At 67.0% G+C, this 18,849-nt stretch carries 15 protein-coding genes and 1 pseudogene; 6 read left to right on the forward strand and 10 right to left on the reverse strand.

From position 1 onward, the window contains the following. Positions 1 to 110: 110 nt before the first annotated feature. Both ABD999_RS13280 and ABD999_RS13285 read right to left on the reverse strand, forming a co-directional pair. The gene (locus ABD999_RS13280; protein WP_271274803.1) at positions 111 to 833 is read right to left on the reverse strand and encodes an HAD hydrolase-like protein; all 723 of its coding nucleotides are present in this window, start codon (positions 831 to 833) and stop codon (positions 111 to 113) included. Then, positions 823 to 2,031 carry an MFS transporter gene (locus tag ABD999_RS13285; RefSeq protein ID WP_271274802.1) on the reverse strand — a complete coding sequence of 403 codons (1,209 nt, stop codon included), beginning with the start codon at positions 2,029 to 2,031 and terminating at the stop codon, positions 823 to 825. Before ABD999_RS13285 ends, ABD999_RS13280 begins: the two co-directional genes overlap by 11 nt. A gap of 47 nt (positions 2,032 to 2,078) precedes the next feature. Here ABD999_RS13285 and pdxR point away from each other — a divergent pair, with 47 nt between their 5' ends. Next, positions 2,079 to 3,515, forward strand: a complete 1,437-nt coding sequence (gene pdxR / locus ABD999_RS13290; protein WP_271274801.1) for a MocR-like pyridoxine biosynthesis transcription factor PdxR — start codon at positions 2,079 to 2,081, stop codon at positions 3,513 to 3,515. A 10-nt stretch (positions 3,516 to 3,525) separates the two neighbouring features. Here the strand turns inward: pdxR and ABD999_RS13295 are convergent. After that, positions 3,526 to 3,624 (reverse strand): annotated as a pseudogene (locus ABD999_RS13295) (peptide-methionine (S)-S-oxide reductase MsrA); the annotation flags it as partial. A 40-nt stretch (positions 3,625 to 3,664) separates the two neighbouring features. On the opposite strand from ABD999_RS13295, the gene ABD999_RS13300 reads away from it, so the two are divergent. Both ABD999_RS13300 and ABD999_RS13305 read left to right on the forward strand, forming a co-directional pair. Continuing rightward, entirely contained in the window at positions 3,665 to 5,173 is a 1,509-nt protein-coding gene (locus ABD999_RS13300) for a recombinase family protein (RefSeq protein ID WP_271274800.1), read from the forward strand. A gap of 726 nt (positions 5,174 to 5,899) precedes the next feature. After that, the gene (locus ABD999_RS13305) at positions 5,900 to 7,243 is read left to right on the forward strand and encodes a replication initiator (RefSeq protein ID WP_271274799.1); all 1,344 of its coding nucleotides are present in this window, start codon (positions 5,900 to 5,902) and stop codon (positions 7,241 to 7,243) included. Between the two features lie 97 nt (positions 7,244 to 7,340). Here the strand turns inward: ABD999_RS13305 and ABD999_RS13310 are convergent, their stop codons facing one another. Both ABD999_RS13310 and ABD999_RS13315 read right to left on the reverse strand, forming a co-directional pair. Beyond that, positions 7,341 to 7,784: a hypothetical protein gene (locus ABD999_RS13310; RefSeq protein ID WP_333485680.1), complete on the reverse strand. Its 444-nt coding sequence runs from the start codon at positions 7,782 to 7,784 to the stop codon at positions 7,341 to 7,343. A 40-nt stretch (positions 7,785 to 7,824) separates the two neighbouring features. Then, positions 7,825 to 9,066 carry a helix-turn-helix domain-containing protein gene (locus ABD999_RS13315; protein ID WP_271274797.1) on the reverse strand — a complete coding sequence of 414 codons (1,242 nt, stop codon included), beginning with the start codon at positions 9,064 to 9,066 and terminating at the stop codon, positions 7,825 to 7,827. Positions 9,067 to 9,180: 114 nt separating this feature from the next. Here ABD999_RS13315 and ABD999_RS13320 point away from each other — a divergent pair, with 114 nt between their 5' ends. Beyond that, the gene (locus tag ABD999_RS13320; RefSeq protein WP_271274796.1) at positions 9,181 to 9,501 is read left to right on the forward strand and encodes a hypothetical protein; all 321 of its coding nucleotides are present in this window, start codon (positions 9,181 to 9,183) and stop codon (positions 9,499 to 9,501) included. A 396-nt stretch (positions 9,502 to 9,897) separates the two neighbouring features. After that, positions 9,898 to 10,980, forward strand: a complete 1,083-nt coding sequence (locus tag ABD999_RS13325; RefSeq protein ID WP_271274795.1) for a DUF6414 family protein — start codon at positions 9,898 to 9,900, stop codon at positions 10,978 to 10,980. A gap of 214 nt (positions 10,981 to 11,194) precedes the next feature. On the opposite strand, the gene msrA is transcribed toward ABD999_RS13325, so the two are convergent. Continuing rightward, positions 11,195 to 11,854, reverse strand: a complete 660-nt coding sequence (gene msrA / locus ABD999_RS13330; RefSeq protein WP_271274794.1) for a peptide-methionine (S)-S-oxide reductase MsrA — start codon at positions 11,852 to 11,854, stop codon at positions 11,195 to 11,197. A gap of 150 nt (positions 11,855 to 12,004) precedes the next feature. Between msrA and rarD the strand changes: the two genes are divergently transcribed. Then, on the forward strand, positions 12,005 to 12,892 hold the full coding sequence (gene rarD / locus ABD999_RS13335; protein ID WP_271274793.1) for an EamA family transporter RarD: 888 nt from the start codon (positions 12,005 to 12,007) through the stop codon (positions 12,890 to 12,892). Here rarD and ABD999_RS13340 read toward each other — a convergent pair. Genes ABD999_RS13340 through nuoL form a run of 4 tightly spaced genes read right to left on the reverse strand, consistent with a single transcriptional unit; the run spans position 12,860 to position 18,846 of the window. Next, a complete protein-coding gene (locus ABD999_RS13340) occupies positions 12,860 to 13,849 on the reverse strand; it encodes a polyprenyl synthetase family protein (protein WP_148036383.1) in 990 nt (329 codons plus the stop codon). The genes rarD and ABD999_RS13340 overlap by 33 nt on opposite strands. 10 nt (positions 13,850 to 13,859) lie before the next feature. Continuing rightward, complete coding sequence (gene nuoN, locus ABD999_RS13345; protein ID WP_148036382.1) at positions 13,860 to 15,446, reverse strand: NADH-quinone oxidoreductase subunit NuoN; 1,587 nt, start codon at positions 15,444 to 15,446, stop codon at positions 13,860 to 13,862. Then, entirely contained in the window at positions 15,443 to 17,008 is a 1,566-nt protein-coding gene (locus ABD999_RS13350; protein WP_148036381.1) for an NADH-quinone oxidoreductase subunit M, read from the reverse strand. The genes nuoN and ABD999_RS13350 overlap by 4 nt, the downstream gene beginning before the upstream one ends. Further along, a complete protein-coding gene (nuoL, locus tag ABD999_RS13355; RefSeq protein WP_271274868.1) occupies positions 17,008 to 18,846 on the reverse strand; it encodes an NADH-quinone oxidoreductase subunit L in 1,839 nt (612 codons plus the stop codon). The genes ABD999_RS13350 and nuoL overlap by 1 nt, the downstream gene beginning before the upstream one ends. Positions 18,847 to 18,849 lie beyond the last annotated feature (3 nt).

Below are 18,849 nucleotides of genomic sequence, written 5' to 3' on the forward strand. Positions count from 1 at the left end.
AGGCGCACAACGCCTCGCTGGGCCGCTGCGGTGACGCTCAGCTCAATAGCATCGTGCCCGAGTTGCATTCACACCACTTGCCACCACACCGCCGGGTCCTACCCCGCGGTTCAGCTGGGCCGCCCCCCTTCGGTAACAGCGCGCTGAAGGGCGCAGGTGTCCGTGAGATCCGGCAGCACGATATCCGCGCCCGCCGCTCGTAGTTCGGCGACGCTGTCGGTTCCGGTTGCGACCGCGACGATCCTGGCCCCGGCCGCGTGGGCGGTGGCGATGTCACGGAGGGTGTCGCCGATGATGACAGTGTCGGCGCCGCTGTGTCGGTGGCCGAGATGCCGCTCGGTGCGCTTGAAGGCGTGTGCCGGCAGGTCGGCGCGTTCGAAGGCGTCGCCTCCATACGCACCGAGACGGAAGTCGATGTGGCGGTCGAGTCCGAACACTTCCAACTTCAACACCGCGAGCGAATACAGGTTGCCGGTCAGTACTGACTGACGCACTCCTGGGACGGCCCCCACAGCCGTCAGCGCATCGGCCGCACCTGGCAGCGCACGCCCGTCAGCGACCAGGTCGCCCGCACGGTCCAGGTGTTCCGCGATCAGCAGATCCGTGAAGGCGTCCAGCAGGTCGGCGTCGGGATCCAGGCCGTGAGCCCTCAGCGCATCAGTAGCGGCGGCCAGTTCGGTGCGGCCGTCGAACTGCCAGGGCTGCTCCAGCGTCAGGTTTGTCGCCTTACGGAACGCTTCGGCATAGGCCTGGCGCGCGACCGTACCGGCGTCGATCAGCGTGTGATCGATGTCCCAGAGCACCAGAAGAGGAGTCGGCGTGTCAGCTTGCATGAAAACCTCCATGATTGTCCCGCGCCCACACGATCAGTCCCAAGACCATGAACACGGCGCCGGTCGCCGAGACCGCAGTCCATCCGCCGAGCCGGTAGGCCGCCGTGCCCGCAGCGGTGCCGGCCACGCCCCCAAGGGTGTAGGTGGTCATATATACGGAAGCGATCCGTGACCGTGCCACGCGCACAAGGCCATAGACCACGCTCATGTTCACCAGGTGTGTGCCTTGTACGGCCAGGTCCATCGCCAGGAGCCCGACGACGAGCCATACCAGGCCCTGCGTTCCGATCGCCATCACTCCGAACGAGGCCACGCCCACGATGAGGAGAATTCCGGTCAACTGGCGTTGCCATCCCCTGTCCACAGCACGACCGACCGCCTGTGCCGCGATCGCACCCGCGACGCCGACCAACGCGAACAGGCCGATCTCAGCTTCGCCGTATCGATACGAAGGTCCTGACAGCAGGAACGCCACGGTCGCCCAGAACACCCCGAACGCGCCGAAGGTACAGGCACCGATCAGCGAGCGTCTCCTGAGCAGCGGCTCACTCGCCGCAAGCTTGACGGTCGCCCGGAACTGCGCGGCGTAGCCGATCGCCATCTCGGCAGGGGCCGACGGCAGGGTGCGTGCCAGCGCGCCGGTGAGCAGGAGCGTCACAACCGCGGCGCCCAGGAAGAGCGCACGCCAGCCGAACGCCTCGGCAGTCGGGCCGGCGATCGTCCGGGAGAGCAGAATGCCCACTAGGCCACCGCTGAGCACCGTCGCGATGACGCGGCCACGCTCGTGCTCGCCGGCGAGGGCGGCGGCGTAGGGGATGAGGATGTTCACCACACTCGCGCCGGCCAAGCCGATCACCGCCCCCGCGGCCAGCAGTACGGCTACGGTGGGCGCCGTGCTGGTCACGACGAGCGCCACGACTTCGACGAGCAGGAGCAGGCAGACCAGCGGGCGTCGACGGACGATGTCGCCGAGCGGCACGACCAGGACCAGCCCCAGCGCATAGCCCAGTTGCCCGACGGCAGGCAGGTACCCGACCTCCAAGGCCGATGGGTACGACCGTGCCATGTCAGGAAGCAGCGGCTGGCAGTAATAGAGGTTGGCTATGGTCACCCCGTAGCTCACCGCCAGCAGCCATACCTGATGGCCTGGAGCGTGGACGGCCTGACCCGTACACGACGGGCGCCTCTCGATGGTCACCGAAGCGACGCTACGAGAGTAATGGGCCTGAATTAAGATCCACCAACATGTCGAATTCTTGGCCCACTTCCGGTATCGATCTGCATCTGGAACTCGACCCGGCCACTGGCCGCCGCGCCGCTCTGGAGCAGGCGTTACGGGCCGCGATCCAAACTGGGCGGCTGGCACCCCATGCCCGGCTGCCTGCCAGCCGCAATCTCGCCGCCGAACTCGGGCTGTCCCGCGGAACCGTCAGGGCCGCGTACGACCAACTCATCGCCGAGGGATACCTGACCGCCCGCCAGGGATCGGGCACGGCGGTGGCCGCGCTCCCCCAGCGCCACACGGACAGCACAGCCGGCCGGCATGACCTGGCATCGCCCGGCCCTCGGCACGATCTCCGCCCGGGCCGCCCAGATGTCTCCGCCTTCCCCACGGCGGCATGGTTGCGGTCCACCCGCCGGGCACTGGGCTCCGCCGCAGCCGACGCGTACGCCCATGACGACCCGCGCGGCCGGATCGAACTGCGTACCGCACTGGCCGAATACCTCGGACGCACCCGTGGCGTCCTCGCCCACCCAGACCTCATCATGATCACAAACGGGTACGTCCAGGCCCTGGCACTGCTCAGCCGCGTACTCAGCGAGACCGGCACGGCCACCATCGCGACGGAGGATCCGGGAGTCGCCTTCCACCGGGAGGTGATCCGTCGCAACGGCTCGGCGGTCGTCCCGCTCGCCGTGGACGAGCGCGGCGCCCGCACCGACCTGCTCGGCGCCCCCGGTTTCCCGTCGGTTGACGCCGTGGAGGTGACCCCGGCCCATCAGCATCCGACAGGACACACCCTCGACCCGCGACGCCGCCGGACGCTCATCGGCTGGGCGCGTTCCAGCGGCGCTCTGATCATCGAGAATGATTACGACGGCGAGTTCCGCTACGACCGCCAACCCATCGGCGCGATCCAGGGCACAGCGCCCGACCATGTCGCCTACGTCGGAACCGTCTCCAAGGCCCTCAGTCCCGCCCTGCGTCTGGGCTGGATCGTGCTACCCCATCACCTCCTGGAGCCGCTGATCGAAGCCAAGCGCCACAATGACCGTCACACCGAGACCATCGGCCAACTGACGCTGGCGGACTTCATCGCCTGCCATGCTTACGACCGGCACGTCCGCGCAGGCCGGTTGCGCTACCAACGCCGGCGCGACCTGCTGCTGGCCCGCCTCCACGCTCAGCCGGGCCCCCTGCCGACCGGTTTCTCCGTCCACGGGATCGCCGCCGGCCTGCACGTCCTGATCAGCTTGCCGGCTGAAGGCCCGACCGAGCAGCAGATACTCCGCACCGCCGCAGCCAACGACGTGGGCGTGGGACACCTGGGCGATCACTGGCATGCCCCCGGAGACCACCCGCAGGGCATCATCGTGGGCTACGGAACACCGAGCGAGCGCACCTACCCGGCCGCAGTCGACGCCCTCGCCCACGTCCTACGGATCACGCATCGCGCATAGACAGCCCTGCTCACTCACCAGCGGGAGCAACGCCCACCGGACAGGAAACCCCGGTGCCGCCGATCCCGCAGTACCCATTGGGCACTTTGTACAAATACTGCTGGTGGTAGAACTTAACTCTCCGCAACAATTCATGCGAGGAGAGTTACATGACCAATGTCCCAGTCGTCTCTTACGCTCGCATATCCGCTGACATCAGGCGGGATGAGCACGGGGTGCAGGACCAGCACCGCCTCAACCGGGAGACGGCGGAACGGCACGGGTGGGCGGTCGTCCATGAGTACACGGACAACGACAAGTCAGCAGCGAAGGCCGACGTCGTACGCGATGACTTCGAGGCCATGCTACGGGCTCTGCGGGCCGGCGAGCTTCCCGACGGTACGGCTGTGCAAGGCGTCGTGATCGTCGCCGAAGATCGCCTGGCCCGGCGTCCCGGCGATTACGAACGCTTCGTCGAAGCGATCACGTACCAGGATGGTCGCGTGTTCGCCGACGCTCGCGGCACGAAGGACCTTTACAGCGAGGACACCGAGAGCATGGGCCTCTTCGGTGCCGTGATCTCCAAGATGGAGGTCCGCAAGATGCAACGTCGCATGCGTCGCTCGCACCGTACGCGCGCCGAACAAGGTCTTCCTGTCGGAGGTACGCGTCCCTTTGGTTGGAAGCCTGACCGTCTCACCCTCGACCCCGAGGAGGCACGTCTCGTACGACAAGCAGTGCTGGACCTCATCGCAGGCCGCTCGCTCCACTCCATCACGAACCAGTGGCGTCGGGAGGGCGCGAAGACCTCGCTGGGCAACGAGTGGACAACCCCCTCGCTCAAGCTCAACGTGCAGAACCCCCGCATCTGCGGCTGGCGGGAGATCAACGGCGAACTCGTCCGTGACCCCGCGGGCAACCCCGTGGTCGGCCAGTGGGAACCGATCGTGACGCCAGAGCAGTGGATGGCCGTCAAGAACATCTTCGATGCCCGCAGAGGCCACTACATCCACCGTGACGGGCGCATCGGGCACATCCTCACACCGGACTTCCGCGAACCGAACTACCTGCTCACCGGCTTCCTCCGCTGCGGGCGCGCCAAGCCGGACGGTTCCCTCTGCAACACCTCGCTGCGCGTCACCCATAGCAAGGACTGCGTCCAGCACATCTACATCTGCCCGGGCAAGACCGTCGGCGGCTGCGGCGGACTCGGACGGCGCGGTGACATGGTCGATCTCTTCATCTCGGAAGCGGTGCTGGCCAAGCTGGAGCAGGTCCAGCTCGCCGCGTCCGCCGCTCCCGCCGAGTGGCCGGGTCAGGCAGAGTACGAGGGAGCGAAGACCCGCCTGGAGGAGCTGCGCGTGCAGTGGACGGCGGGCAACATCACGAACGAGCTGTTCTTCTCAACAGCGCCGGATCTTGAGAAGCGGATCGCCCGCCTTCGCACCGAGGCGCAAGGCTTCACCGCTGCCACGCAGCGCCGCCAAGCCCGTTCCGACACCGACATCACCGGGATCCGCCGACGCTGGTACCTGCCGGAGGAGGAAGACGGACTGCCCCTCACCATCAAACGGTCCTACATCCGTGAAGCCCTCCTGGCCGTGATCATCTACCCCTCCGGCAAGGGACGCAGGAAGTTCAACCCGGACCTACTTGAGCCGATCTGGCGAGAGGGCTGAACCCTCAAGACGTCCAGGACGTCCCGCGGAAGGCTGTCCCCCTTACTCAAGGGGGACAGCCTTCTTACTTTGCCCCCAAGCACTGGTGACAGCCGGACTTCTACGGCCACAACCGGACGTCTACGGTACGTGCCGGACGTCTGCACACTCGTCGCCATAGGAACTCCGACCTGCATAAACGCGTTTCTCAAGTGGTACAACGTACTCACACCAAGAGCCACCGCCCCTCTACAGCACGACCGCAGCGAACATCTCGGCGAATCACCTCAAGGCGCATACACGATTCCGGGCAAGCACATCCACGACCACTGATGGCCCGTCGGATAGACCCGGCCCGACGGCAGGTGTCCACACAGAGCGCGCCATTCACCTTCTCGCCGCACTCCATTCCTGTCCCTTCGCTGCTGGTACCGCCGCCGAAGGCTGTCCTTGGGCTGCCTCGGCGCCGGCCTCTGGTCGTGCTCGTTAGGTACGGCGGTGGCTCCCACCCTCGAACCGAGGAGGCCACCTGAACCAACCGAACGAGCTGTCCGCCCAGAAGTGGGGCAAGCAGCAAGCCGCCCGATCCCCTCGCTGGTCAGAAGAGAAATGGCAGCGCATCGCGACCGTGCTCGGCGTATGCGTCGCCCGCGGGACCCCGCCCGATGGCACGTCCGGGAGCGATGCCACGTGAGCGAGGGTCCTCACCCGTCACCCGAGATGCTGGCCGTGATGCAGCGAGCGGCCATGCCCGACTTCGCCCGCTGGCAACAGATGGTCTACGCCACGGGCGGCTGTGCCCAACCGGTCCGGCTGCACGGCGAGAGATACACGCTGGACAGCCGGACGGGCGAAGTCCTCGACGTGTATCGGACCGCCGACGAGCCGACCGGCTTCCTGCTCACAGCGTGCGGCAACCGGCGCGCGTCCCGATGCCCGGCCTGCTCGGCGGTCTACAAGGACGACACGTACCACCTGATCATCACTGGCCTACGTGGTGGCAAGGGCGTTCCGGAGGATGCCAGCCAGCATCCCCGCGCGTTCGTCACTTTCACCGCCCCATCCTTCGGTGCCGTCCACGCCCACCGCGAGCAGTCAGGCCGGACACTCCCATGCCGTCCACGCCGGGACCGTCCCGTCTGCGAGCACGGTCGACCGAAGGGCTGCGGCTTGCGTCATGAGCGCGATGACGTCCAGGTCGGACAACCCTTGTGCGTGGACTGCTACGACTACATCGGGGCTGTCCTGTGGAACGCTCACGCGGGCACGCTCTGGCGAGAGTTCACCAAGACCATGCCGAGCGTCCTGGCCCGTCTGCTCGGCATCACCCGATTGCAGCTACGCCGGATGGTCCGCCTTTCGTACGCCAAGGTCGCCGAGTATCAAGCTCGCGGCCTGGTCCACTTCCATGCCGTCGTCAGACTCGACGGACCGGACGGACCCGCCGACCGCCCGCCGGACCACATCACGATCGACCTGCTCGACCGGGCCATACGCCGGACCTCCGGTCAGGTCGCGGTCCGAATAGAGGACGGAGCGCCCTCGCCGGTCCGGTGGGGTGATCAGCTCGACGTACGACCGGTCTACGTCTCGGCCGAATTGGACGGTATGAGCGATCAGCGCGTTGCCAGGTACGTGGCCAAATACGCCACCAAGGGTGCCGAGTCGGCTGGCACGGTCGATCGTCCGATTCGACACACATGGGAGATCTCTGGGCTGAAGGCCACGGAACATGCCCGCCGGATGATCTACACCTGTTTCAGCCTCGCCGACCTGCCGCCGTACCGGCACCTGCCACTGCGACAGTGGGCCCACATGCTCGGCTATGGAGGCCACTTCTCCACCAAGTCGCGCCGCTACTCGATCAGACTCGGAGACCTACGACAGGCCCGCGCCGACTTCCGTGCCGAGCATGCGCGCCTGGTCAAGGGCACTCCGCCTCTCGCCCAGGAGACAACCGTGACGGTGAGCGAATGGCACTATGCAGGAACCGGCCATCGCCACGGAGAGGCGTTCTGGGCGGAGCTAGCACGCCAACGGATCGCCACCGCCCGCAAGATCGCCCGAGATCAAGCCAGCGAGGACAGGTAGTCACTCCCTCTAGACCTAGAGAGGCCATCCTCTAGGTCTAGAGGATCTTCTAGAGGCCCATCAGCCGCCTGACCAGGTATCTAGCGCCTAGAGGCTCCTAGCCTCGCTGGGCTCCATCGGGCCAGATCACCCGGACGGGCACCTCCCGCTGTCGAGCCTCGGCCACCACGTCAGCGGTGCCGCCATAGCCTCGGGCGGGCTGCCCGTCCCAGACGGCGAACAGCACATCGGCGTCGTCCAACATCCGCGCACTGGCCGCCATGTGCGACTCCGAGGTGGACTCCACGAACTCCAGCCTGTGAGTCCGGACCGCCCGACCCAGCAACTCGTCGTACGCCGCATGACACTCCCCCGGCAGCCCCTCCCGGTACTCCTTGGCCGGGACCACAACCTCCAGCACCCCACCGAGATCGAGCACCGCGCGAGCGAAGACCTGATCGGCTCCATCCGCCAAGCAGGACAACCCGGTGACGCCGGGGAGGTACTCCGCGAGCGCCTCACGTACCGCCCCGTCGATCAGCGCGGCGGTCTCCTCCGGCAAGCCCCGATGGCCTGACACAGCGATGCGAACCATGATCCCCCTAGATCAGAGTGGCGTGAAGACGCTCGTCGAACGAGCGCAGGGCGCTGGACGACGGACCGGCATACGCTCGGCGGAACTTCTTGACGCGGTGCAGGACTCGCTCGGAGCCGTACGTCGTCGCGACAGTGAGGGCGTTGGACGCCAGATACAGCGCCTCGTCGTAACGCTCCGACATGGCCTCAGCCGCCGCCACCTCCGTCATGAGCACACCCCGCTGCTTCGCACCAGGTTGGGCCGACGACAGCGACTCGTTGAAGGCGGCCACGGCTTCGGCCGGTCTCTTGAGCCGCACCATCACCAGGGCGCGATAACCCGCCAGCTTCGCAGGATCGAACGGGAATACCCATGGCCACGGCGGCGCGACGGCCCTCTCACCAGCCCGTACCGCAGCCTCAGCCGCGCTCAACGCCTGAAGCGCCGCCGCCTCGTCCCGTGCCGTCGCGTGGCCGAGCGCTTCGAGGCTCGACAACCACGCGCGAGCGATGGCCGGTGGCCGCTCCCCGATCTCCCGCCGCGCCCCAGCCAGAAGATTCAGTCCGATTAGCGGATCGTCGGCATCGATCTCGAAGGCAGCCAGACTGCCGATCATGTACGCCGCCAGCAAGGCCTGGTTGGCCTGCCGCGCGCTGTCGATCGCCCGACGGTAGTAGAAGCGCGCCGAGCCGGTGTCCTGCATGTCGGCATGCACCCAGGCCGCGAAGCCAGCCGCCTCGCTCAGACCGGCCCGGACCTCGTCTGCATGCGGAGATCGCGACGCGCGGCCGAGAACACGGCTCGCGAGATCGACCTGCGCCACAGCCGGCCGAGCAAGTTCACGAGCAGGCGTGACGGCCTCCAACCGACGCTGGGCGCCGGTGATGCTGGTCAGCGTGGCGGCCGTCGTCTCATCCACATCGGGACGCTTGGGCAGGGCCACCCCCGCCAGCGCGGTCAACGCCACGGCCTTGCCGAAATCCCTGCGCTTCGTCGGATCGTCATCCCCTCGAGCTCCGAATCGGAGCAAGTGAAGCGGCACCCCGATCTGGATGGATATCTCCCGAACCTGGTCCACAGTGAGCGGCTGACGACCACGCAACACCTTGGACACCCAGCTCTGGGAGTAGCCGACCGCCTCAGCCAACTGACCCTGCGTCCAACCGTTCGCCCGCCGCACCTCTTCGAGAATGGTCGGTATATCGCACTCGGCGAGAGCGGCGGCCACAACTGGCCCGGACCAGAACTGCGGCGGTATCTGGGTCACAACGCTAGGTTAAGCCGCCGCCCTCAGCCGTACCGATATTCGTGACGGGAATACCCGTACCACCAGCAGCACTAGGCCGTTCACCTGCGGTTTCCTGACGGCAACGCTCAGTACATGAACGAACTGCCGCCCCACCCCTTGGCCGCCGCACAACAACTGGCCGTTGCCCTTGCAGAAGGGGGAATCACTGCCGACGTCCATCACGACTTCGGCGCGCCCCTGGTGTCAGTCTGGGTCGGTCTGATCGTTTGTTGCGCAGACGACACGTATTGGTGGCGCACCGGCTGGAACCCACGCAGACACCGACCGATCTACGCAAGCCACCCTTTCACCCAGCCGGCCCGCGCCGCCCACCGAGTCACCCTCCGCTACACGCAACTGCGCATGTCGCATCCGCTCTCGTCACTGATCGCCGGAGCGCAGTCGTGCCCCTGACCGTGCAGCAAGTGCTCAACAGATTCCCCGGCTGGCAGATCATCGATATGTCCGGAGGCTGGGTCGCCATGCGAATCAACTTCATGCCCAAGATCAGCGGACTCTCCAACGTCCGTTGCGGAGAGACCTTGGAGGAACTGGCCGGGCATCTACAGGCTGAGCTCAGGCACCAGAAGTCACGGCAATCAGCGGTAGGCAGGTAATTCGATGGCAACCCGACCCGGAGCGCAGGGACTCCAGGCCCGAGCACCGGCAGCGGGCGGCAGAGCTTTCCCGTGCCTAAGGTCCGATCACAGAGCTCCACTCATCATCTCCCCACAAACCTCCCAATCGTTGCAAATTGGACTAATCACTGAAAGTGCACCCTACTCCATCGACTCATGTCATCATTTCAGGATGACCAAAGATCCGGCACATATCGATCTTCAAGCATCAGGGCAACCAATACAACTCGACGTCGTTAACGAGCGGGAAAAATACACCGTTCGCAAGATCCGCGAATACTTCTACGTGGACCTTCAACGAGTGCGATCGTATTACGCTCAACTGAACAGAGGAGTCATCGAAGGCATTGTTTCCAAAGAGACCAAGACTAGCAAAGGCGAAGCACAGGCCAAGCTCATGGGATTTGGTCCCAGCGGCTCCCGAGAGTCAGGCACAGCGCGAGAGGAGACCAGGTCTCTACACGAGCTGAGTGCCGTGATCTTCGAAGAGATCTGCGACCGCGAGTCGCTGATCCACGAGGTCGGTGTACTGCTCTCGGATCGAGAGGCGTGGGCCACAGGACGAGTCCACAGCGAACTGTATGAGGGGCAACTCGTCCGCTTCACTGGCTCCCTCGACGTCCACGACCCATCCTTCTTCGGTCAACGCGTTGATCAGTTCCAACGCTTCGTCTCGGCCTTCGTTGGGATCACAATGGCGGAGCAGGAAGCTCAAGCCGCTACGCCACCGACTCGCCAGGGAGGACGTACATCGCCAGGGAGTCGGGCGAGAGATAGCGGGCAGGTCCGTGCGGAACTTAAGGCACGACTCATCCAGGAGATGCTTCAGGGACTGAGCCCCGAGAAGGTCGCGGAAATTAAAGAGCTTGTCTCATCGCTCGCCAACGACGCTGTAACACTCCGAGCGTTCCCCCTCGGAGACAACCACCGCGAGTTCAACCTTTCGGGCTCTTTGCTGAGCCGCAGCGAGTACATGCAGAACGAACGCGAAGAGCTCTACAGCCGCTATGGCTACACCCTCGACAACTGGACGATGATCGCCCAGATCGCGAGAATCCCTTCAAAGCCTGTTGCGTCTGGTTCGGGCTTCCAGATCGACGGCGACCTGGTCTCGAATGGACGCATGGACAGGATCGCCATGGAACGAGTAGGAGTTGCGCTCCTCAAGTACATCGAGGACTTCGGATTGGCCGAAGGCCCAACTTACCCATCGATCTCCGTGACGCCCTTGGCCGTCTACCGCGAGGTTTTCTGATAGAGCGAGGCACGGATTCAGCGCGTGGCGGTGCTGGCCGCGACCGGCCCCCAGGCCGCAGCGCGGCCAGCGACCGCCCGACGCGCGGCGGGCCGCCGCAGGCGGCACGCCCTTGAACCTGTAAGGAAGGTTGTCGCCGAGAACGGCTCTGGCCCATGATCGACGCCACGCGTACCGGGCGACCATGGGCCAGAATCTAGCTATCTCCGCAGGTCTACGCCTCGCCGGACGTCAGACCCACCGGGCAGGCCACCCCGGTTCCACCGATCCCGCAGTACCCGTTTTTGTTGCGGTGGAGATACTGCTGGTGATAATCCTCGGCGAAGTAGAACGGACCGGCCTCGGCCAGCTCCGTCGTGATCCCCCCGTACCCCGCCTGGGCCAGCACCTTCCCGTACGCGTCCCGCGATGCCTCCGCGGCCGCCTGCTGCGACGGCCCGTGGTAGTAGATCGCCGAGCGGTACTGGGTGCCGACGTCGTTGCCCTGGCGCATGCCCTGCGTCGGGTCGTGGGACTCCCAGAAGACCTTCAGCAGTTGCTCGTACGAGATCTCGGCCGGGTTGTAGACGACCCGGACGACCTCGGTGTGCCCGGTGCGCCCGGAGCAGACCTCTTCGTACGTGGGGTTGGGCGTGTAGCCGCCCTGGTAGCCGGCGGCGGTGGTGTAGACGCCGGGGGTCTGCCAGAACTTGCGCTCGGCGCCCCAGAAGCAGCCGAGGCCGAAGTCGGCGATCTCGTAGCCGTCGGGGTAGGGCGGGGCGAGGGGGGCGTCCAGGACCGCGTGGCGGGCCGGGACGGGGATCGGCTCCGGGCGGCCCGTCAGGGCCTCGTCGGGAGTGACCATGGTCGCCTTGGTTCCGAACAGCCAGCCCATCAGAATGCACCTCCGCAGTCCACTGTACAGACGCTGCAACGGTTAACCATCGCTACATATTTCCGTGAAGATCCTCGCATTTGTGCTCAAAGGTAGTCATGCCCGAAGATGTGTTTCATGCCTGAACTACGGCGCGGTGTCTTGTATGGCGTGGCCGCGTATGCGATGTGGGGTCTGTTCCCCCTCTACTGGCCGCTGCTCAAGCCCGCCGGGGCCGTCGAGATCCTGGCCCACCGGATGGTGTGGTCGCTGATCACCGTGGTCGCGGTGCTGGCCGTGCGCAGGTACTGGTCGTGGATCAAGGAGATCGTCCGGCAGCCACGCAAGCTCGCCCTGCTGGCCCTGGCCGCCCTGATCATCACGGTCAACTGGGGGACCTACATCTACGCGGTCAACACCGGTCACGTGGTGGAGGCCGCGCTCGGATACTTCATCAACCCGCTGGTGAGCGTGCTGTTCGGGGTGGTGCTGCTGCGCGAGCGGCTGCGGCCGCTGCAGTGGACGGCGGTGGGGTTCGGCGCGCTGGCCGTGATCGTGCTGACGACGAACTACGGCAGGCTGCCGTATCTGGCGCTGGTGCTCGCCTTCTCGTTCGGTCTGTACGGGCTGATCAAGAAGCAGGCGAACGTGGGCGCGGCCGAGAGCCTGACGGTGGAGACGCTGCTGCTGCTGGTGCCCGCGGTCGCGTACATCGGGTTCCTGGAGGCCTCGGGGCAGGGGACGTTCGTGGACCTGGGGCCGTGGCACGTGGTGCTGATGGTCGGCGCGGGGGTGATCACGGCGGTGCCGCTGCTGTGCTTCACCGCCTCGGCCATCCGGGTGCCGCTCAGCACGATCGGGCTGCTGCAGTACATCGCGCCGGTGCTGCAGTTCCTGTGCGGGGTGCTGATCGCGAAGGAGACGATGCCGCCGAGCCGGTGGATCGGGTTCTCGATCGTCTGGCTGGCGCTGGCCATCTTCACGTACGACAGCTTGCGGGCGGCGCGGGCCGCCCGCATCGGCAGGTCAGCCAGAACGCTCGACCACGTAGTCACATAGCGTCAAAAATGCGGCCTTGGCCGGGATGTCGGGAAGGCCGCTGATGTCGGCCCGAGCCCGGTCCACCCAGGCGTCCAGGTCGCCCCGGGCCCGCGCCATCGCCGGATGGGCCCGCAGCAGCGTCAGCGCCTCGTCCAGGTCGTCCTCCGCCACCGGCCCGGAGAGCAGCTCCCCCAGCCGCGACGACGGGTCGTCGGCCAGCACGTAGAGCACCGGCAGGGTCCTGATGCCCTCGCGCAGGTCGGTGCCGGGCGTCTTGCCCGACTGCCGGGAGGACGAGGCCACGTCCAGCAGGTCGTCGCCGAGCTGCCACGCCACCCCGATGGCCTCGCAGGCCCGGCTGAGCCGCTCCTCGACGTCCGCCGGCGCGCCCGACAGCAGCGCGCCGAACCGGCCGGCCGCCGCGATGAGCGAGCCGGTCTTGTCGCCGAGCACCTGGATGTAGTGGGCGACCGCGTCGTCGCCCGCGCGGGCCCCGACGGTCTCGCGGATCTGCCCGCGCACCAGGCGGGAGAACGTCTGCGCCTGGATCCTGATCAGCTCGGGCCCGAGGTCGGCGAGCAGGTCGGAGGCCTGGGCGAACAGGTAGTCGCCGGTCAGGATCGCCACGGTGTTGTCCCACCGCGCGTTGGCCGACGGCGAGCCGCGGCGCACCCGCGCCTCGTCCATGACGTCGTCGTGGTAGAGCGAGCCGAGGTGGGTCAGCTCGATGACCACGGCGCCGGGCACCACGCCCGGCGCCGACGGGTCGCCGAACTGCGCGGCCAGCAGCACCATCAACGTGCGGAAGCGCTTGCCGCCGGCCTCGATGAGGTGCTTGGACGCCTCCGTGACGAAGGCGTCCTCGCTCTCCACCGACGAGCGCAGCAGCTTCTCGACCGCGGCCAGACCATTGGCCACGTCCTGCGCCAGCCGCTCGTCTTCGATAGGAAGGTCAACAACGGGAGGCGCGGACATATGTTTCCCCTTATCTAATGAAAAGGCTGGAAGCAGCCGTGTTGGCGAGCTGGAGCACGGGCTCCGGGAACACCCCGACTCCTACGGTAACCAGCAGCGAGAGCGTGATGACGGTCACAGTGCCCGTACTCGGCACCGCGATGGCCGGGCCGTCGGCCGCCGGCTCGTTGAAGAACATCAGCACGATCACGCGGACGTAGAAGAACGCCGCGATCGCCGAGGCGATGACGCCCACCACGACCAGCCCGGTCATCCAGGCGCCCAGCGAGTCGCCGGCCTCCTGGCCGCTCCCGATGGCCGCCGTGAACAGCGCGTACTTGCCGAAGAACCCGCTGGTGAGCGGGATCCCGGCGAAGGCCAGCAGGAAGAAGGCGAACACCCCGGACAGGATCGGCGCCCGCTTGCCCAGGCCCGCCCAGCGCGACAGGTGGTTGGCCTCGCCGCCGGGGTCGCGCACGAGCGTGACGATGGCGAACGCGCCCACGGTCGCGACGCCGTACACCAGCAGGTAGAACAGGATCGCCTGCAGCGAGACGGCGTTGCCCGCCCCGGTGTCGTACGTCGCCAGCACGCCCACCAGCAGGAAGCCGGCGTGCGCGATGGAGGAGTAGGCGAGCATCCGCTTGATGTCGGTCTGCGTGATGGCGATCACGGCGCCGACCATCATCGTCAGCGCGGCGACGACCCACAGCACCGGACGCCAGTTCCAGTCGAGGTTGCCCAGACCGACCCAGAACACCCGCAGCAGGGCGCCGACGGCCGAAACGAGCGTGCCGGAGGCCATGAGCGCGGTGATCGGCGTCGGCGCGCCCTGGTAGACGTCCGGCTTCCACGCCTGGAACGGGGCCGCACCGATCTTGAACAGCAGGCCGACGCCGAGCAGCGAGAACCCGAGCAGCAGCAGCGGGTCGAGCAGCGCGCCCTGCGCCATCGCCTGGCTGATGCCGGCGAAGGACACGGTGCCGGCGTAGCCGTAGACCATGGCGGCGCCGTACAGGAAGAACGCCGAGGAGAACGCGCCGAGCAGGAAGTACTTCATCGACGCCTCCTGCGACAGCAGGCGGCGCCGGCGGGCCAGGCCGCACAGCAGGTAGAGCGGCAGGGACATGACTTCCAGGCCGACGAACATCGTCAGCAGGTCGTTCGCGGCGGGGAACATGAGCATGCCGCCCACCGCGAACAGCGCCAGCGGGTAGACCTCGGTGTGCTCGTGGCCGGCCCGCTCGGCCCCCTCCTCGTCGGCGCTGCCCGGCACGGACGCGGCCGAGGCGACGAAGTGGCCCTCGTCGTTGATCAGCAGCACGCACACGGCGGACAGGACGAGGATGACGCCCCAGATGAACAGCGTGGGCCCGTCGATGGCGAGCGCGCCCATGGCGACCGGCGCGGTCGGCAGGTCACCCCTGACGACCTGCACGATGACCAGCGCGAACGCGCCGATCAGGGAGAGCAGGGTGAGCGGCACCTGGAACGACTTGCGCAGGTAGCGAGGCGCGAAGGCCTCCACGAGCACGCCGAGGATCGCCGCGCCGAAGACCAACAGCAGCGGCGCCAGCGTGGCGTACTCGATCGTCGGGAACTCGATGGTCGGGTTCACTGCCCGGCTCCCTTCTCAGCGACGCCCGGGTTGTGCACCTGGACGTTGACCAGGGTGGAGGTCACGGCCGGGTTGATCACGTCCAGCAGCGGCTTGGGGAAGAACCCGAAGCCGATGATCAGCGCGACGAGCGGCGCCAGGACCCACACCTCGCGGGCGTTCAGGTCCTTGAACGCCTTGACCGGCTCGGCGGTGGGGCCGTTCAGCGCCCGCTGCACCATCCACAGGATGTAGACGGCGGCCAGGATGACGGCCAGCGCGGAGACGATCGCCGCCGCGGCCAGCGCGCCGGAGCCGAACGCCTCGCTGGAGTAGGTGCCGATCATCACCATGAACTCGCTGACGAACGACGACAGCCCCGGCAGGGAGAGCCCGGCCAGACCGGCGACCAGGAAGAAGCCGGCGAGCACCGGCGTGACCTTCTGGACGCCGCCGTAGTCGGCGATGTGCGGCGAGCCGCGCCTGGCGATGAGGAACCCGGCCGCCAGGAACAGCGCCCCGGTCGCGAAGCCGTGGTTGACCATGTAGAGCGCGGCCCCGGCCTGGGCGACCTGGGACATCGCGAACACGCCCATGACGATGAACCCGAAGTGGGAGATCGACGTGTAGGCGATGAGCCGCTTCATGTCGGTCTGCCCGATGGCCACGATCGCGCCGTAGATGATGCTGATGACCGCGAGCACGATGATCGGCGTGGTGAACGCCTTGGCCGCGTCGGGGAACAGCTCCAGGCAGAAGCGGAGCATGCCGAACGTGCCCACCTTGTCGAGCACGCCGACCAGCAGCACCGCGGCGCCGGCGGGCGCCTGGGCCGCCGCGTCGGGCAGCCAGGTGTGCACCGGCCAGAGCGGCGCCTTGATGGCGAAGGCGATGAAGAACCCGGCGAACAGCCACTTCTGCGTGGCCGGGTCCTGGATGGCGCCGACGAGCTCGGGGAACATGAACGTCCCCTGGCCCGCGACCACGTACAGCCCGATGACCGCGACCAGCATGAGCAGGCCGCCGAAGAGCGAGTACAGCAGGAACTTGACGGCCGCGTAGGACCGCTGGGCCCCGCCGTACGACCCGATCATGAAGTACATCGGGATCAGCATGGCTTCGAAGAAGACGTAGAACAGGAAGACGTCGGTCGCCGCGAAGACGCCGATCATCATCGCCTCGAGCACGAGCAGCAGCGAGAAGTACGTCTTCACCGAGCGCTTGGGCGCGACCACGGTGCCGTCGGCGGCCTTGACCCCGTCGGCGTCGTGCCAGGAGGCCAGCACCACGATCGGCACCAGCACCGCCGACAGCGCGATCAGCACCAGCGCGATGCCGTCGACGCCGACGCCGAAGTGCACCCCGAAGCTCGGGATCCAGTCGTACGTGGCCTCGAACTTGAAGCGCTCACCGGCGGCGTTCGGGAACTGGAACGCCATCACCAGCGTCAGGGCCAGCACCACCAGGGAGACCAGCAGCGTGACCTGCTTGGCCAGGGTGGTGCTGCCCTTCGGGAGCAGGGCCACCACGATGGCGCCCAGGACGGGCACCGCCATGAGTATCGGGAGCCAGAGTGACGACATCAGATGTTCCCTACGAGGAGCAGGGCGCCGGTCAGGATGGCGGCACCGAACAGGATGGACAGCGCGTAGGTTCTGGCGAAGCCCGTCTGGAGCCTGCGCAGGCGCCCGGAGCTGCCGCCGATTCCCGCGGCCAGCCCGTTGACCACGCCGTCGATGCCGCGGTTGTCGAAGAACACCGCGAGGCGGGTCAGCCACTGGCCGGGACGCATGATCAGCGACTCGTTGATCGCGTCACCGTACAGGTCGCGCCGGGCGAACGTGGTGAGGAACGAGCCGCGCGGCTGCACGGCGGGCACCTCGGCGCGCCCGTACTTGTACCAGGCGAACGCCGCGCCGACCGCGACCAGCGCCAGCGTGGCGAGGCCGGTGGTGCTGGTGAAGTGGAACTCCGGCCTCGCAGCGGGAGCGCCGACCGCGGGGGCCAGCCAGTCCATGAGCCGGTTGCTCAGGATCAGGTAGCCGCCCAGGAAGATCGACCCGATCGACAGCACGATGAGCGGCACCGTCATGACGGTCGGCGACTCGTGCGGGTGGGCGTCCTTCTCCCAGCGCTTCTCGCCGAAGAAGGTCATGAAGACCATCCGCGACATGTAGAAGCCGGTGATGCCGGCGCCGGCCACGGCCAGCCAGCCGAGGATCGGCTGCGCGTGCACCGCGGTCTCGATGATGCCTTCCTTGGTGAAGTAGCCGGAAAGCAGCGGGAACCCGATGATCGCCAGGTAGCCGATGAAGAACGTGGCGAAGGTGACCGGCATGTACGTGCGGAGCCCGCCGTACTTGCGCATGTTCACCTCGTCGTTCATGCCGTGCATGACCGAGCCGGCGCCGAGGAACAGGTCGGCCTTGAAGAAGCCGTGCGTGATCAGGTGGCCGATGGCGAAGGCGTAGCCCACCGGGCCGAGACCCGCGCCCAGCATCATGTAGCCGATCTGCGACATCGTGGAGCCGGCGAGGCCCTTCTTGATGTCGTCCTTCGCGCACCCGATGATCGCACCGGCCAGCAGCGTGGCCGCACCGACGACGGCGACGGCGAGTGCCGCGCCCGACCCCTCCGGGAAGAAGAACGCGCCGGAGCGGACCACCAGGTAGACGCCGGCGGTGACCATGGTCGCCGCGTGGATGAGGGCCGAGACCGGGGTCGGGCCCTCCATCGCGTCCAGGAGCCACGACTGCAGCGGGAGCTGGGCGGACTTGCCGCACGCGCCGAGCAGCAGGAGCAGGCCGATGGCCAGCGTGGTCGGGTTCTCCGCCGTGATGGGCTTCAGCTCGGCGAAGGCGAGCGTGCCGAACGTGGTCCAGATCAGGAACATGCCGACCAGCAGCCCGAAGTCACCCACGCGGTTGACCACGAACGCCTTCTTGGCCGCGACCGCGGCCGACGGCTTGAACTGCCAGAACCCGATCAGCAGGTAGGACGCCAGGCCGACGCCCTCCCAGCCGATGAACAGGCCGACATAGTTGTCGGCCAGCACCAGCAGGAGCATGGCCGCGACGAACAGGTTCAGGTAGGCGAAGAACCTGCGCCGGTCGGGGTCGTGCGACATGTAGCCGATCGAGTAGATGTGGATCAGCGATCCGACACCGGTGATCAGCAGCGCGAAAGCGATCGACAGGGGGTCGATGAGCAACCCCATGTCCACCATGCCCGGGATGAACTCCCACAGGTGCACCGCCTGGCGGCGCTGCGCCTCGGGGAGCCCGAGCAGTTCGACGAACGCCAGCACCGCCACGACGAACGAGGCGAGGGACATGGCCACGCCCAGCAGATGGCCCCACCGGTTGGTGTAGCGGTTGAACACCAGCAGGATGGTCGCCCCCACCAAGGGGAAGGCGATCATCAG

The sequence above is a fragment of the Nonomuraea ferruginea genome, from assembly GCF_039540635.1.
GTDB classification, from domain to species: domain Bacteria; phylum Actinomycetota; class Actinomycetes; order Streptosporangiales; family Streptosporangiaceae; genus Nonomuraea; species Nonomuraea ferruginea.